This is a genomic window from Sphingobacterium ginsenosidimutans (assembly GCF_039536865.1).
In the GTDB taxonomy this organism is placed as follows: domain Bacteria; phylum Bacteroidota; class Bacteroidia; order Sphingobacteriales; family Sphingobacteriaceae; genus Sphingobacterium; species Sphingobacterium detergens.
The window spans coordinates 290674-307203 of sequence record NZ_BAAAZK010000009.1; the positions used below are offsets into that span (position 1 = coordinate 290674).

At 40.9% G+C, this 16530-nt stretch carries 11 protein-coding genes; 7 read left to right on the plus strand and 4 right to left on the minus strand.

The features are described from left to right. Positions 1-107: 107 nt before the first annotated feature. Complete coding sequence (locus tag ABFX33_RS24640; RefSeq protein WP_346088869.1) at positions 108-1856, plus strand: alkaline phosphatase D family protein; 1749 nt, start codon at positions 108-110, stop codon at positions 1854-1856. A 94-nt stretch (positions 1857-1950) separates the two neighbouring features. Here ABFX33_RS24640 and ABFX33_RS24645 read toward each other — a convergent pair whose 3' ends face one another. Continuing rightward, complete coding sequence (locus ABFX33_RS24645) at positions 1951-3123, minus strand: glycoside hydrolase family 27 protein (RefSeq protein ID WP_346088870.1); 1173 nt, start codon at positions 3121-3123, stop codon at positions 1951-1953. A 378-nt stretch (positions 3124-3501) separates the two neighbouring features. Between ABFX33_RS24645 and ABFX33_RS24650 the strand changes: the two genes are divergently transcribed. Continuing rightward, positions 3502-3855, plus strand: coding sequence for a DoxX family protein (locus tag ABFX33_RS24650; RefSeq protein WP_346088872.1), 354 nt, complete (start codon positions 3502-3504; stop codon positions 3853-3855). Between the two features lie 12 nt (positions 3856-3867). Here the strand turns inward: ABFX33_RS24650 and ABFX33_RS24655 are convergent, their stop codons facing one another. Further along, positions 3868-4746: an AraC family transcriptional regulator gene (locus ABFX33_RS24655; protein ID WP_120261997.1), complete on the minus strand. Its 879-nt coding sequence runs from the start codon at positions 4744-4746 to the stop codon at positions 3868-3870. 313 nt (positions 4747-5059) lie between these two features. On the opposite strand from ABFX33_RS24655, the gene ABFX33_RS24660 reads away from it, so the two are divergent. Together ABFX33_RS24660 and ABFX33_RS24665 are read left to right on the plus strand one after the other, a co-directional pair. Then, a complete protein-coding gene (locus ABFX33_RS24660; protein ID WP_208642629.1) occupies positions 5060-6088 on the plus strand; it encodes a hypothetical protein in 1029 nt (342 codons plus the stop codon). Between the two features lie 19 nt (positions 6089-6107). Then, complete coding sequence (locus ABFX33_RS24665; protein ID WP_346088875.1) at positions 6108-6437, plus strand: hypothetical protein; 330 nt, start codon at positions 6108-6110, stop codon at positions 6435-6437. A gap of 377 nt (positions 6438-6814) precedes the next feature. Here ABFX33_RS24665 and ABFX33_RS24670 read toward each other — a convergent pair whose 3' ends face one another. Together ABFX33_RS24670 and ABFX33_RS24675 are read right to left on the minus strand one after the other, a co-directional pair. After that, complete coding sequence (locus tag ABFX33_RS24670; protein ID WP_346088877.1) at positions 6815-8056, minus strand: RagB/SusD family nutrient uptake outer membrane protein; 1242 nt, start codon at positions 8054-8056, stop codon at positions 6815-6817. A gap of 11 nt (positions 8057-8067) precedes the next feature. Then, positions 8068-10914 (minus strand): TonB-dependent receptor domain-containing protein, encoded by a 2847-nt coding sequence (locus tag ABFX33_RS24675; RefSeq protein ID WP_346088878.1) that lies wholly within the window; start codon positions 10912-10914, stop codon positions 8068-8070. A 422-nt stretch (positions 10915-11336) separates the two neighbouring features. On the opposite strand from ABFX33_RS24675, the gene ABFX33_RS24680 reads away from it, so the two are divergent. The 3 genes from ABFX33_RS24680 to ABFX33_RS24690 all read left to right on the plus strand — a co-directional run bounded on the left by ABFX33_RS24680 (position 11337) and on the right by ABFX33_RS24690 (position 16529). Further along, on the plus strand, positions 11337-11903 hold the full coding sequence (locus tag ABFX33_RS24680; RefSeq protein ID WP_346088879.1) for an RNA polymerase sigma factor: 567 nt from the start codon (positions 11337-11339) through the stop codon (positions 11901-11903). A gap of 69 nt (positions 11904-11972) precedes the next feature. Further along, the gene (locus tag ABFX33_RS24685) at positions 11973-13091 is read left to right on the plus strand and encodes a FecR family protein (protein WP_346088881.1); all 1119 of its coding nucleotides are present in this window, start codon (positions 11973-11975) and stop codon (positions 13089-13091) included. A gap of 30 nt (positions 13092-13121) precedes the next feature. Continuing rightward, on the plus strand, positions 13122-16529 hold the full coding sequence (locus ABFX33_RS24690) for a SusC/RagA family TonB-linked outer membrane protein (protein WP_346088883.1): 3408 nt from the start codon (positions 13122-13124) through the stop codon (positions 16527-16529). Position 16530: the final 1 nt, after the last annotated feature.

Below are 16530 nucleotides of genomic sequence, written 5' to 3' on the forward strand. Positions count from 1 at the left end.
AGTAGGTCATCGTATAGTTTATATATAATTGGAAAGATAAAGAATAAATAAAATTGGCTTAACATGTAGTTTCCGGTGGCGCCGTATTTTCACCTAAAAAAGTAGAGATGAAAAATAACGAGCAAATTAACCGGAGGAGATTTCTTAAAAATTCATTAATTGCAGCAGGAGGGGTTTTTATAGCACCGCTTATTGAAAGCTGTTCGGATGACCCTACAGATATTGATAGCGCACCAGACAACCTTAAAAATGGTGGCTTTGAATCTGGAGTTGCGAGCTTTGACCCCTCGGCAACCGGGATAATCATCTGGACGAGATATTCTGTAGAGACAGATGCTGAAATTACCTGGGAAATAAGTAAAGAGAATAGCTTTTCGGAGATCCTTCGAAGGGGACAGGTGAAGGCCGATGTTGCCAATGATTTTACATTGGCCATTGATGTTCAGAATATCGCATCCAATACAAAATATTATTATAGATTTTATAATGCCAAGACTAAAGAAGCAAGTGTTGTTGGTGAAACATTAACGCTTCCTGCTAAAACAGATAATGTCAATGAAGTAAAAATGGCTGTGGTATCTTGTTCTAATTTTCCAGCTGGACTTTTCAACGTATATGGGGCGATTGCAAAATCGGAGGCTGATGTTGTTGTACACCTCGGGGACTACATTTATGAGTATGCTCCTGGTCAATATGGCACCAATCCCTATACCAATGAACTCGGCAGAGCCCATAAACCGGCTAAAGAGATTGTAAATCTCGCAGATTACAGAGAAAGATATAGACAATATAGAAGTGATAAAAATTTGCAGCTTCTTCATCAGAAAAAACCATTTATTTGTGTATGGGATGATCACGAACTTGCCGATAATGCATACCGATCCGGCGCTGAAAATCATCAGCCAGAGGAGGGAAGCTTTGACACCCGTAAAATGGCTGCTTTTCAAGCTTATAGTGAATATATTCCCCTGAAGACAGGCAAGGACCAACGTATTTATAGGAGTTTTACCTTTGGTAATTTGCTCTCACTCTATATGCTGGATACCCGGATAATCGCACGGGATAAACAATTGGATTACACAAACTATATAGATGGAAGCGGAAACTTTAAACAGACACAATTTCAGACTGATCTGCTCAGTAACAATAGAAAGTTGATAGGTGACGAACAAATGACTTGGTTAGGAGCTCAGATTAACGCTGATACGACAACATGGAAAGTGTTGGGGCAACAGATCCTTATGACTAAGATGCTGATTCCTGCGGAACTCTTGATGTTGCTGAACCAAGTGATGACTGAAATAGCACATTTTGGAAATGCTCAGCCATCTACAATGGCTGCACTTTCAGCTGCAATAGGGCAGTTGGTCATCCTAAAAACGAGATACCTGCAAAAAGATCCTACACTGACACAGCAGGACATCGCAAGAATTACAACGGTACTGCCCTATAATCTCGATGCATGGGATGGCTATTTTATGGAAAGAGAGCGTTTATATTCGATTTTAGCAGGTAAGAAGGTCGTCGTATTGGCTGGCGATACACACAATGCATGGCTAGGAAAATTGGCAGATGCTCAGGGTAAATTTATAGGAACAGAATTGGCCTGCAGTTCGGTCTCTTCACCTGGATTAGAGAGTTACTTGGGAATTACCACAGATACTAAAAAAGCAATGGAACTTGCTCAGGCTTTTTCTGTATTAATTGATGAACTAGAATATGCCAATCTTTATAAGAGAGGGTATCTACAAGTGAAATTTACGGCCGCCACGTCGCTTGCAGAATGGAGATTTGTGGATAACGTCATTTCAGATAGTTATACTGTTACGACGGAAAAGACGTATACTATTTCCTAGTAAGAGCCTCAATAATAACCAGTCTCCAAGCAAAGTAGCTCAATCTCTCAACGAAATGGGCTAAGTGTTTGGAGACTGTCTATATACATGATGTTTATTTCGTTTTTAGCACCACAATACCATGTGGCGGAATGTGTAATGTTTTGATGTTGCTCAGTCTTCCCAAATCCTTCTTTATCCAAAGATCACGTACTTTGGTATTCGGAGAAATTTGAAGCTTTTTACTGTCCAGATGATAATCCACAGCCTTATCCGATCTGTTCAGCATAGCGATAGCGGTATTGTTTTTACCCTTTAGTTGCTTCATCCAAAGATCAACCGTACCGTCATTTCCTATAAATACAGCTTGTTTAAAGGCTGTGTCCTGATTTAAGGCAATCAGTTCTCGGTTCGTTAATATGGCAATGGTTTCCTTCGACATTTTGGTGAGGTCGTTCCCAGCTAGAAGTGGCGAATTCAGCATACACCACATGGAAAAATGTGTTTTATCTTCTTCGTAAGTCATTCCTCGGCCTACCTGCAACATATCCATATCATTATAATGGCCGGGGCTGCTGTATTGATTCAAATTTTTGTTGAGATCAATAATAGCTAAAACAGAACCGAAATTGTTTCGAATATCCTCGGATATCCGCCAGGAGTCCACTAGTTTAATAGCCCATTCGCCGGGAAATTGCCAGCGGCAGATATTGATCCGCGCATTGGGCTTAACCCCGCGTATGGCGGAAATAATCTTACTGTATTGTTCCTGATCATTTAGTTTCATTTCCAGTCCGCCACACCAATCTATCTTAATAAAATCAAAGTTCCATTCTTTGAAGAATAGTTCAGCATCCTGCTGCTCATGTCCATACATTCCTGCTCCAATACCTTTTTTATCGTTATCCCAAATCGATCCGCAGGTATTTCGCCCTCCTTCGGAATATAAACCGGCTTTTAATCCTTTCTGATGGAGATATGCTGCGATGGAATCCATGCCATTCGGGAATTTAGTACTGTCCACGTAAAGTTTTCCATGACTGTCCCGGCCTCCAAAATAACCGTCATCAACATTGATATAGCGATAGCCCGCCTGATATAGGCCTGTTGAGATCAAGGCGTCCGCCTGTTGTTTAATCAGGTTTTCATTAATGTGAATACGAAAGTTGTTCCAGCTACTCCAGCCCATAATAGGCGCTTTATTTTCTTGTCCGACTACATTAAGAACAAGTAATTGCACGAATAAAACACAGGATAATCTCAATGTTCTGATGTTGGATAAATACATGTTTTTTTGTTCTAAGATAACACTAAATAAGTTCAAATGCACAATGAAGCACACATTGGGTGTGTATGCTGAGAAAAAAAAGCGATGCTCCTTATCTAATAAATTGAACGTACAAACCAATAAAATGCAAAATATCGGATGTCAATCTGCATCGTTTTGTATAACGATATCCCCCTATCTGTAGGTCTCATTTTTTTATTTCCAGGGACAAATCGAGTTCTCAATCGTCTTATATAGATACGTCTGACACAAAATAGATGTAGGTCAAATTTTTTAATTATAAACGATAAATCATGAGAAACAACGATGTAAAAGGAAAGGTCGTTCTGCTCCAAACAATAGTCATAGTACTGTTGTTTGGATCTTTAAAGATGTAAAATGATGGTATTGAAAATTATAAATGTGATATTGGTACTCATCGCAGTTGCCATGGGTTTCAAACAGGGGTATGCCATGGTTTCTGGCAAACAGGAAATGTTGCAGCTGTTTGGTAATTGGGGATTCAGTAAGACTGCAGTATGTATCAATGGTCTTGTCACAATTCTTGCAGCTATTCTGATTCTGTTTCCTAAGACATTTGTCTGGGGCAACTTTTTAATGGCTGCAACAATTCTGATGATTATTTGTTTCCATTTGGTAAATAAAGACCTAAAGGGCGTGGTCATTGAGTTACCGTTCCTAATGCTCAATTTAGTTATTATTTATTTGCAATATCCGTTTAAGTCTAGCTGATGAAAGATGGAGCTATACCTCTTTTTGAAATTGCTGCGGAGTAAGTCCGGTATTTCGTTTAAAAAAACGATTGAAGTTCGATGGGTCCGAAAAACCAAAAGCATAGGTAATCTCTTTGGCTGATTTTTTTAAAATTAGTTCTTTTTTTATTTCCGATATCAATTTCTGATGGATCATTTGTTGAGCCGATAAACCACTATATTGTTTGCATAGCCTGTTAAGTGTTTTCGGGCTGATATTGAGCAGCTTCGTGTAACTGCTTATATTATGGTTCATGGTATATTCTTTTTCCAATAGAAGCTTGAACTTTTGGAAATCTGAATGAATGACACCATTGTCTTGAAGGTTATATGTTTTTGAATAAAGGCGATTTATTGTTATGAGTAGCTGATATAAAAGAGCTCTTATTAAATGATCGCTATCATGCAAGAGACAGGAAAATTCTCGCGTTATTGTTTGAATCAGGTGGAGACATTGATTGAAAAAATATTCGTCCGGTTTTAGAGCAGGAGGTTGGATATATTGATGGAAGAATTGAAACCTATAGAGGAACAGATTATCGAAAAAAAATAGATCAAGAAAGTCTTTTTCAAAAAATAGGACATAACCAGTTATATCCTTTTCAATTGCCCATCTTCGCGTCTGTCCAGGACTGGTAAAGACAATGCTTTCCTTGGAAAGTGAGATTGTTTTATCACCAATTGATAATGTCCCAGTTCCTTCTTCTATAAAAATAATCTCATAGAAACTGAGTTGATGCAATGAGTCATCTAAAACATAATTTTCTAAGGTTTCAATGCGACCTATATCGAATAACAAATGTCGATTATATTTATATGGGAGAAAATGATATGTTTTAATTTTCTTGCTATTGTTGGTCCTTTTATCCATTGATAATCAGTTTTTCGTTGATCACTGATACAATATAGCATTTATGTTCCTTTGATAACAGCTGAAAGTACATAATTGTTAAGGTATTAATATTTGGTATTTAAAAACAAATGTTTTTTCTATGGAGGAATTAGTGTAAAATCTAGAAAAAAGCCGTTTCAGCATCAAATGGGATACCCCCAAAAAACATGGATTATAAATGACCATATTTGCCATAAAATGACCATTTAGACGAATAGATATCCTGTAATTTTGATGATAATCAAATTCAAATTCAAGACTTATGAAGTTGAGGTATCTAATCATCCTTTTCATGCTTACAATAGCAGCGTCGGATATACTGGCGGAGCAGTTGTATGTTAATCCCAAGACTGGAAATGATCTGAATTCGGGAGAAAAATCAGATCCCCTAAAAACTATTTTAGCAGCGGCAAAGCGTATAAATTCAAATCAAGAAAAGGGAGCCTCCACGGTCGTACTTTCCGCTGGTATACACCTGTTAACCGAAACGGTTTTATTTTCCAATAATAAATATACAGCTAAAAATCGTCTAACAATTCGCGCCGAACTTATGCCTGATGATGAAGGTTGGACTCCACAGCAGATGCCTGTGATCATGACAGCTGTGCCATTAGTTCCCGGATTTGGTGGAATGGAGGGTAGGGGGATTCAACCCGAGGTAAACCATGTGACCATTGAGGGCATACGATTTACGGGGAGTCCGGATTATTCCTATATGGATGAGGATAACTCACGCCGCTCGTACCCGATATGGCGTGATGGTAAACAATTGGACGACTTGCTTGTCACACAATGTCTTTTTGTGGGTGATATTGATGTGTTACCATTACATGTGGGTGTTATTGCTAATGGATACGGATTAATTATTGACCACTGTGTATTTTCCAATTGTAAAAATCCAGTTGTCTTTTGGAAATCTGAGGGACAGGCAGGAAGCGGTAATGCCATGCGGTATTGTCTGGTATATGGTAGCTACTTTAGTGGAGTCTGGACAACAAATGGAACCAATGGGGATACTTTTGAATTCCATCACAATATTATTGCAAATAGTAGTACGGTATGGGTCAGGGAGAAGGGGAGTACAAAGCAATACAAAGCCTTCGATTGTATTTTTTCTGACTATACCAATCTTGCTGGATATGGAAGTGGACCTTTGAGAGGTGACAATCCCACTTCGTCGGACTTTTTAACAATGGAAAGAGTGACTCTTTCCGGAGACATACAGATTGAAAGAGATCAAAGTAAAGCAAATTATCTTCAATTGAAGATGGGATCTTTTGGTTCGGATCTAGGTGCTGGACTCTTTAAAAAAAATAAGTAACAGAAAATATATATATGTTATGTTAAAGTTCCAAATTTTGTGTACCCTACTTTCATCATTTCTTCTAGATGCTTACGTTGTAACAGGTAGATTGGTGGATCATCAATATAATCCCGTTAGCTATTTTGTAGTTCATGTATATAAGTCTAATCAACAGAAAGAGAAGCTAGACAGATTGCGGGTAGACACCGTACATCATCAGAATGGAGAATTTAAAATCGGCGAATTAAACAGTGGACATTATCTTTTGGAGATTGACGTGCCCGATTATACAGGATATACTGTTGCTATTGATATTAAAGACCGGAATCGCTCCTTACCAGAAATTCAGCTACAGCCGACAAGATAAATAGGTGATGTTGCTTTATTTAGCACAAGTATGCTTATTATGGGGGGACTTGTATGACATCTGTTCTAAAGTTAAGTGTTTATTCAAAACCTAGATTACCTTTTATCAATAACTTACACACTTATCGGGATACTGCCATACGATCGTTACTATCATTTTGTATGATAGTAACGATCGCAGAAATAAGGGGGATTGTTGAATTATATGAGGAAAATCTTGAAAAATGTAGTACCCTCTAGATTTATTCATAATGTTAAGGCCGTGTAGAATATCTCATTCTCACGGCCTTATTTAATCTTTTCAAGCTATACCCGTCGAATCAACGATGGCACAGATTTACGTGCAATTCGGATATGATCTACCTGGGTAGGATGAACTTAAAACTGTGTTTCAATTTCGGGTATACCGATCCATTGCCATTTGCGCTGGGTGAAACCTGGATTGACATCACCGTCAATTTTAAACCTTCTCAGATCGATGATACGTGTACCACGCCAGGATAAAAATATCCGGCGGACAACAACGATGTCATTCAGCGTTAGGGTTGTGGATGGTGTATAATTGGATGCTCCGGAGGTATCATATTTTGAAATAACCGAATTAACAAGTTCCACGGCATTACCCGTAATCAGTCCGCGTACAATCAATTCGGCACGGATCAATTGCATTTCATCGAAATCGCTGACAAGCAAGGGATCTCTTTCCTTAAACAAGGTCAGTGACCAATGTCCTTTGGCTGCTTTTACAACCGGAACACGGGCTTTGTCAGCTATGGTTTTTGATGCGGCAACCAAACTTGGATCAACGGCCGCATCTCTTGAGTTGATATTTAATGCATTAAAGAAACCGTTGCTGACAGTACCTACGGTATTCAGAAAGCTGAAGTTTTCCGTTGCAGTAAACGACTGGTTGATATGCTGCACAGCCAGGGGATAATTGCCAGTATGGATTCCCAGCTTTGTCAGTAGGGCATGAAGCAATCGTTTCTCGGTATCGCTGGCAGCAGGAAGTGCCTGTTGCCAGTAAGTCTGTGCTTTGGTATAGGCTTCCTGATGACTAACCTCTTTGTGGTCAGCATAGACAGAGTGGCTGCTATTGCTGACACTGAAATAATCCGCCATTAGCAACCAGGCATAACCGGCATGTAACCTTGCATTGACCAAAGCCGCTTGTTTGATCTTGATGCCATCTTCATCCGTTGGATTTAAAGATTCTGCATTGGCAATAGCATCTTCGGCACGGGCACGGTAGTTTTGCACATTGGACCATACACTAAAGAGTGAAGTGTTGTCCGGAGTTAATTTATCTTCATCCAATTCCTTGTAAAAAGGAGAGTTTGGAACTGCGGTAGGGACAATTTCATCCACAATAGCACCGGAAGCGACCAACAGGTCTGACGCGGATGTTGCTCCCGCGCGCCATACACCGGCGATGACAGGACCATAGACATAAGCACCTTTTTCGATACGACCGAGCATAGCGATGTTGTTTAGCTGTGATTCATCAATGGTGTTGTCCGGCAACTTGGTGTCGTTCACCCACTTGTCACAGGAGGAAAAGGAAAGTACTGCCATACAGACGAATCCTGCTTTCCAAATATCTTTTATTTTGATAGACATAATTATCATTTTTAAAAACCAATATTTACACTCATAGCGTAGCTGCGTGGAGCCGGTACCGCAGTCCAGTCGGATGATAGATAGCTGATACCACGGGTACGTTTACTACCGCCCTGTGAATCTATTTGTGGTTCGATACCGCCGTAGTTGGTCGTCAGCCACAGGTTGTTTCCTGTTAATGATAGCACGCAGCTTTTGAATAGACCATTGGTTTGTTTCTTGGCCCAAACACCTAAATCATAGGAGATGGTGACATTGCTCAAACGGATGAAATCGGCTTTCTCAATAAAATTACCACGGGGGCCAGCATATTGGGCAAGTTCATTTGCTGTTGCAATATACTCCGGCGTGCCTGGTGTCTGCGTGGCAAGCTGTGCTTTGAGATCCTCGCTTGCCTTGAAGTTATTCCCTTGGCTGGCTACATTTCGATTGGAGATATTATAGACTTTAGCGCCTTTTGAATAGTTGAACAAAGATTGGATACGGAGGTTATTGACTAACTGAAGATTGAACCCAAATGATCCATTATAGGTAGGGAAAGGTTTGCCCAAAACCTGCGGTGCGCTTTCTTTAGCACCTGTATATACGCCGTTGCTATTGAAATTGGCACCTTCGGATACACCTGTATAGAACGAGAATGCTGGAAGTCCCGGACGGATCAGATTGACCGTGTTGATAATGTCATTTCCACCTGAGCTGATGACTTTATTGGACTGGTGATTGAAAATAAAGAAGAGATCCAAACTATTTTTCTGATTACTGCTGGTAAATACGCGGCTGTTATAAGTCAGTTCAATCCCTTTACCACGAATTTTACCCACATTTTCGGGATAGTCCCCACTCAAGCTTGAAGGCCAACCCAAAGAAGGCAATAATGTGGTATATACTATTGCATCGCGTGTGTTTTGCAAATAGTAGGTAAAGCCCAAACGTTGTTTGAAAAAGCTGAGATCCGTACCGATCTCAAACTCACCGGTGCGCTCTGGTTTGATATCAGGATTACCTTTGCGCAATGGTCTAACCAAGGTACCAAACGAAGAGTTTTCAATAAGATAGGCTGTCTGCGCATCATTTGGATACGGTAAACGACCAGATTCACCATAAGCGGCTCTTATCTTCCATTCATCGATCTTACCTCGCATAAATTCAAACGGTTTCACATTGTAGGCAACACTCACGGTGGGGTACCAGATACTGGCTACATTCCGACCAATCATATTGGATACGTCTCTTCTAACACCGGTATTGATAAATAACTGATTGTTGTAGCTTAAAAATGCCTCACCATAGATACCATGGGTACGTTTTTCGAAATAAGTATCTGTTGTACCTAAGATCTCAGCTGCTGAGGAGATGTTACTGATGCCTGGTACTGCAAAATTACGTACGCTGATACCACTGACAGTTTCGGTAGATTTAGTCAACTGAGATAATAAGGCTAGATTCAGTTGCCATTTATCCGCTAGGGCAAAGTTGCGCGACAACTTGACATCCCAGTTGATATTCTGGTTTTTACGGTCACTGACCTGTTTGGCACCCGTGCTGTTTGTACCCTGTAGGTAGCCGTAAGGAAGATAGTTCAACCCATCGATCCGATTTAGGTCAAGCCCCACAAGACTTTCCAGCTTGATATTAAAAGGAAGCGTATAGTTTAATTTGACATTTCCTGTAAAGCGGTCATTGGAATAGCTTTTCTCAATGGCACGCCAGGTTTCTTCGGAAATAAAAGGCCAGGGCGTCTGATCGCGCATTAGATTCCAGATGGCATCATCACGTCCCGAAGCTGACTGTGGGATGCTCAGTTTACCTTTGACATAGCCAGCGGTGAAGCCCAGTTTGAAATTGTCTTTAGTAAAATCATATCCTGCACGAAAGGTCTGTCTATTGTCTTTGTTTCCCGGAACAATACCTGAGGTAATATTAGAATTGGCCGAAAAGAATAGACTGTTTGCCTGATCAAACTGTGCCGATAAATTGGCGTAATACTGATTTTGATGACCGCGGTCAAAAAAGTTATTCAGCGCATCGTTGTTGACATATTTTGTGTATTTATTGGCGAGTTCGCTGAAACCGCCGGTATATTTTACATTGACAGCCACGCCTTTTTTGCCGCTCAGGCCACGTTTGGTCTGGATAATAACAACACCGTTAGCTGCCTCTGCACCATAGGAAGCTGCTGCCGCCGGTCCTTTGATCACATCGATAGAAGCAATATCGTTCATCGGTAAGTCATTCAGCGCACTCATCGCTTCTTGTGAGGAATTTACATCAGCAGTATTACTGCTACCGTAGCGTACCCCATCGATAAAGATCAGGGGATCCCGTTCCATACTGAAGGTTGCTGCCGAACGAATATCAAAACGGATGGGCATACCTACTTTTCCGTTGGTATTGTATACTTGGGCGCCGCTAATTCTTCCGTTTACCAGTTCCGCTAGAGAAGAGGGATTACTTTTTGCGACAATATCTGCGGCATCAATATGATCAACATTGGTACCAATTGCGCGTTTGCTCCGTGAATTGGCCAAACTTGCTGTGACCAATACTTCGTCCAGTGCAACACCGGATTCAAGACTGATCTCGACTTGTTGTCCTTCCTGTACCTTGGCAAAATAACGCTCGTAGCTTTTATAGCCAACCATTTTAACCAGTAGGGTCTCCCCATTGTGAAGTACAAGACTAAATTTTCCGTTGCCATCGGCGACAGTTCCGCCTTGAGGGCGCTCTTTGATGATAATACTCGCTCCCGGTACGATCACACCCGTGCTCTTGTCATGCACGATACCTTGAATATTTTGCGCTTGAAGGGCAAAAGAGGAAAGCAAAGTGATGCTCAAAAAAGTAAAAATTCGATACATATGATTTTTATAGACTGTTTTTCTTTATTTAGTTTTGATCTAAATAAGGTAAAATTTGCGCAAAGGTAATCATATACTCAGAATTGACAAATTGGTTTTTAACTTTTTTTAACGAAACGTACCAATCTAACTGTTTAATTGGAAATAGTTTAGTCGAATTACAATAAATAATATGCCGGCTTCGAAAACCTCACTCTCCGTATTTCCTGGGTCGTTTAAATAAAGTCTATTTGTTTAGTAGTTTTTAATTATGGTTTTGCTATTTTTGTAGCACTGTTATCCTAGATGGCATGTATATGTGCTGTCTAATATTATATAATGCAGGTAAGAAATGAATGCATAGTGAAATTTAGCTGTTCAGGTTTTATGATCTTCTTGTATAAAAAAAATCTAAAAACTATATTTGTTCAAATCAATACATCATGCCTAAGTTGGAAAGTCTAAGCGATGAGGAGCTATTTCTTTTGGTTTCCAAGAACCAAGATGGGGCATTTCATATGTTGTATGAAAGGTACAAGGCAGCTTTACTGGTCTATGCGATCAAGCGGGTCGGCCAAGATGCTGGGGAAGATCTGGTGCAGGATGTTTTTATTCGTACTTGGAACAATAGGTACTCAATTGATTATCAGGAAGACTTTAAGGCCTATCTTTTTACAGCGCTAAGACGTCGTATCATGGATTATTTCGCCAAAGAAAACAATGCGCAAGGCTATCTGGAGGATCTCAAATCCTATGCCAGTGAATTTGCATTTGACGAAGCTGATGAACACGTCCGCGCACAGTCTTTTCGTGATTCCATCTTCGCTGTACTCCATCGCTACGGTCCGCAATATCAAGCGGTTCTAAAATTGCGTTTGCAGGGATATTCCAATCCCGAAATAGCAGTTATGTTGGGCCTTTCTGAAAAGACGGTACGCAATCAATATTCATCTACTTTAAAAATCATACGCTCTAATTTTTCGTCTTTTTTACTTTTTTTATTTTTTTGAGGGACAATCGTCTGGCAGCGCCGTTTACCTTAGTATAGCAACATTAGAGCTAAACTAACAATTATTACTATGAAGATTGACGATTCACTTTTCGCAAAGTATCAAGCTGGGGAATGTTCCGCGGAGGAAATAGCTTTGGTTGAGCGTTGGTTGGATCAGTTGGACCGGTTTCCCGAACCCATAGATAGGCAGATGCTGATCTTATTGGAGAATCTCGACAACGAAATGCCTTTTATCAAAAAACGTAAAAGACAGTTTGGATGGAAGTGGATGGCTGCGGCGAGCATTATCGTTATGCTGACAACGACTGTTTACATCTATTGGAGCCAACGAGCTGAACATGTTCGATATGCAAGTATTGACGCGATACAGGCGCCCATAAAATCCAATGCTATTGTCGTGTTGGAAAATAATACGGAATATGATCTTGACAAATTAAAACCTAATGATACCTTAAATGCCGGAAGTTATCGAATTGTGCGAACTCATGACGATCAAATCATCTATTTAATTGATCCTGCACAAAAATCGAAAGTTGTCTACAATACAATTCGCACAAAGACAGGGGGGACAGCACATGTACAGCTCGCTGATGGTACTAAGGTCTGGCTGAATACCAATAGTGAATTGCGTTATCCGATTTCTTTTAGAGGTGATATCCGCGAGGTTGCCTTAGATGGTGAAGGCTATTTTGAAGTTGCCAAACAAGAACGAAACCATAAAAGAGTACCATTTTTTGTACGTGGCGATAGACAAACAATTCAGGTATTGGGAACGAAATTCAATGCTGATTTTACGGCTAACAATGAAACAGCTTTATTGGAAGGTTCGGTCGCTTTCTCCGATCGGGGATCAAGCTTGGAGCAGAGTAGAAAGGACCAGTTTTCCGTGCGAATCAGGCCTAATCAAGTATATGATGGAAAGAAGATTATCGAGGCCAAAGATATTGCCCGTTACATCGATTGGAAAGAAGGCTATTTTGATCTGAACGATTTGAATGTGGGGCAATTGTCCCGAAAATTAAGTGCTTGGTACGGCGTGGAGATCAAGGTAGATAATAGTTTGGCGCAAGTCCAGCTATTTGGTCGCGTAAGACGCGATAAAAGCCTCAAAGAGGTACTGGACCTGATAGCGCAGGTACATCCTATGAACTATACTATGGAAAATAATTACATATATATCAAATAGAGGAACGACAAACTAACAAAAACTAACCTTATGAAATTGAAAGTTTACCATTTTGAAAAAAGAATGGCAGCTACCGGTTTGCCCAAAGATGTCGGTAAATGCCTGTCGAGGTTGATGCTTAGCGGACTGCTTTTATCGGGCTTTTTCGGGACAGCAGTGGCGCAACGTATCACACTTAAAGAAAGCCAAAGTTCCATGTATTCGGTCCTGGAGAAGATCCGAAAACAAGCAAATGTAGATCTGATTGGTGACTTAGCCTTACTTAAAAATAGTAAGCCGATCAGTATTCAGGTGAAAGACAAAGATATCGAGCAGGTGTTACGGGAAATTGCTGCTGGACAGGATGTCGATTTGATTTTTCGCAATAATACCATTTTGGTACGTCGAAAAGAATCATTGCCAAATAGAACAAACAATGACCAGCCTAGTAAACACAAACATCAAGCACCAGAACAGCGCCAGATACGGGTAGAAGGGCGTGTAAGGGATGCGGGGGGAAAGCCTTTGGCCGGGGTCTCCATTAAAATTTTGGGAGGTACGCGTAATGGCGTTTTATCTGGAGAAAATGGCCAGTTTTATGTTTTTGTTAATGAACCGTTGGAACTAATATTTTCGATGATAGGCTATGAAACTCAGCAGGTCAAAGTAGCATCGGGGGAGCCGCTACAAGTGATTATGCGTCAGGTCGAGAATAAAATTGATGAAACGGTAGTGACGGGCTATACGCGGGTACGCCGCGATAATTTTACAGGAGCGGCGACCATGGTGACCCGACAGGAGCTGGAAAAGTTCAATTCCACAAACATCTTTACGGTACTGCAGGCTTTGGATCCTTCTTTTAAGGTAGACGAACGGGTAAATGCGGGGTCCAATCCCAACGTAATGCCACAGATCAATATTCGAGGGGTCTCTAGTGTAGGAGAGTATGCCGTCAATGCCCCGTTGATTATTATGGATGGTTTCGAAGTACCGATCACTACTTTATACGACATTGATGTTAACCGCATTGAAACAATTTCTATTTTAAAAGATGCGAGTTCTACGAGTTTGTATGGTTCCCGTGGTGGAAATGGTGTGGTTGTTATCGAAACCAGATTGCCCAAAGATGGTAAGTTTACGGTAACCTATGACATGAAGCCATCGGTGTCCATGGTCGACCTATCGGATTATAACCTGATGAATGCCACTGAGAAATTGCAATATGAAAAACTGGCTGATTTATACACATCAAAAAGCGGCGATGCTGCCTGGGATCTGATTCAGCAGGAGCAGTATAATAATTTACTGACCAAACGTGAACAAGATGTGTTGAGCGGAGTAGACACCTATTGGTTGAAACAGCCTGTTCGAAATACAGTTTCCATCAATCATAGCCTGCGGATGGAAGGCGGGGGGAATGGAGTACGTTATAGTCTTGAAGGTGGTTATTTTGATAACAAAGGCGTCATGAAGGAGTCGGGTAGAACACGCGGAAATGCAGGTTTTACACTGATCTATCGGATACCTAATGTTATTACCTTCCGCAATGTGGCCACCTATCTTTATACGAAAGCATACGATAGTCCGTTCGGGAGTTTCGATACCTATACCAAACTCAATCCCTATGAAAAAATTTATGATGAGCAAGGAAAGTATAACATCCGTTTTGGGGAACTCGGACAGTGGTATAGTTGGGGATCAACGATGTTTAACCCACTCTATAACGCAGGACTTGGTTTCCGTAGTGATCAGGTAAGCCAAACCTTGCAGAACAATATGTCCATCGAATGGTTTGCGTTGCCCAAATTAATAGTGAGGGCTTCTGGAACTATCGTAAGGACAAGCACAGATATAGACAAGTATAAATCACCATTTCATACGGATTATACCAATATTACGGATGCTAATCTGAAAGGTTCTTATGTTTTTGGAAATCAGAATTTTACCAAATATGAAGGAAAAGTAGATATGCAATATTCCAACAAATTTGGCAAACATCAATTGGTGGCCAATGCCGTTGCTGAGATCCGAAAGCAGAATACCGTCGGAAATCGGAATACAGTGACAGGGTATGTGGATGATCGTTTTATGACGCCACAAATGGCTTTGCAATATGCGGCTGGGTCACTGCCTGAGTCAACGTCATTGCCGGTGCGGTCTGTCGGCTTTTTGGGTTCCTTGTTCTATACATACGATAATAAATATAATGTCAGTGGCACGCTGCGCTCGGATGGTGCCTCCATCTATGGAAGTCAAAATCGTTTTGGAACTTTTTGGAGCGCTGGATTTTCCTATAACATGCATAACGAAGAATGGTTTAAAAATGATTTCCTTACAAGATTACGCTGGTATCTGAATGCGGGTACCTCAAGTACGGTCAGTGAATTTAATGTGGGTATGGTGAGCACATCGTACAACTTTCTTTCGGGACGTAATTATTACAATCAATATGCCGCCATCTACAGTGGGCAGGGAAATCCAGCGGTGCGCTGGCCTGAGCAGCAGCAAAGGAGTATAGGTGCTGAATTTGGCATCATGGGTGATTTTCTGAAAGTTGATGTTTCCTTTTATGACCGGGTTACCAACCGCATGATTTCCACCGTCAATGTTGCCCCATCCTTTGGTTTTTATGATAATAAATTTTTTCAAAATCTAGGAAAGGTACAGAACAAAGGATTTGAGGCGATGGCCAACATGCGGATTCTCAATAATTCCGCAAAGGATTTTAGCTGGTACCTTTCGCTCGGCGCCGTGCAGAACAGGAGCAAATTGAAGGAAATATCTAATGAACTGCGCACATTAAATGAGTCGCTGGTAAAGAAAGATGATAAAGGCAATGTCATACAGCCATCCCAGTATTATCAACAGGGGCAGTCCCTCGGCGTTATCCGTGCGGTACCTTCTCTAGGGATAGATCCGGCCAATGGACGTGAATTGTACCGGGATCGGAATGGTGATGTTACCTATGTTTGGGACGCCAATAATCAACAGGTTGTAGGCAATACCGAGGCAACCCTATACGGTAATGTCGGCACCTCGGTCAACTTTAAAGGACTATCTGTGCAAATTATTGGTAACTATTCCTTGGGCGGGGATATTTACAATCAGACCCTTGTGGATAAGATCGAAAATAATATCGCTTATCAAAATGCGGATCGCCGTGTATTGGAAGAACGATGGAAGCAGCCTGGGGATCAGACAAATTACAAGGCTATTGGTGATCAGTCTTTTACGCAGCCCTCGAGCCGTTTTATACAGACCGAATCTTACCTCCGGCTTTCCACGATCAATATCAATTATTCATTCAATAATGAAATCCTCAAGCGGTATAAGTTGGAAAGGCTACGGCTTAACTTCTCCATGAATGATATGTTCCGCTGGAGCACGGTACGCATGGAGCGGGGATTAAGCTATCCCTATGCCCGAGAATTTAATTTTGGTGTAATGGTTCAATTTTAAA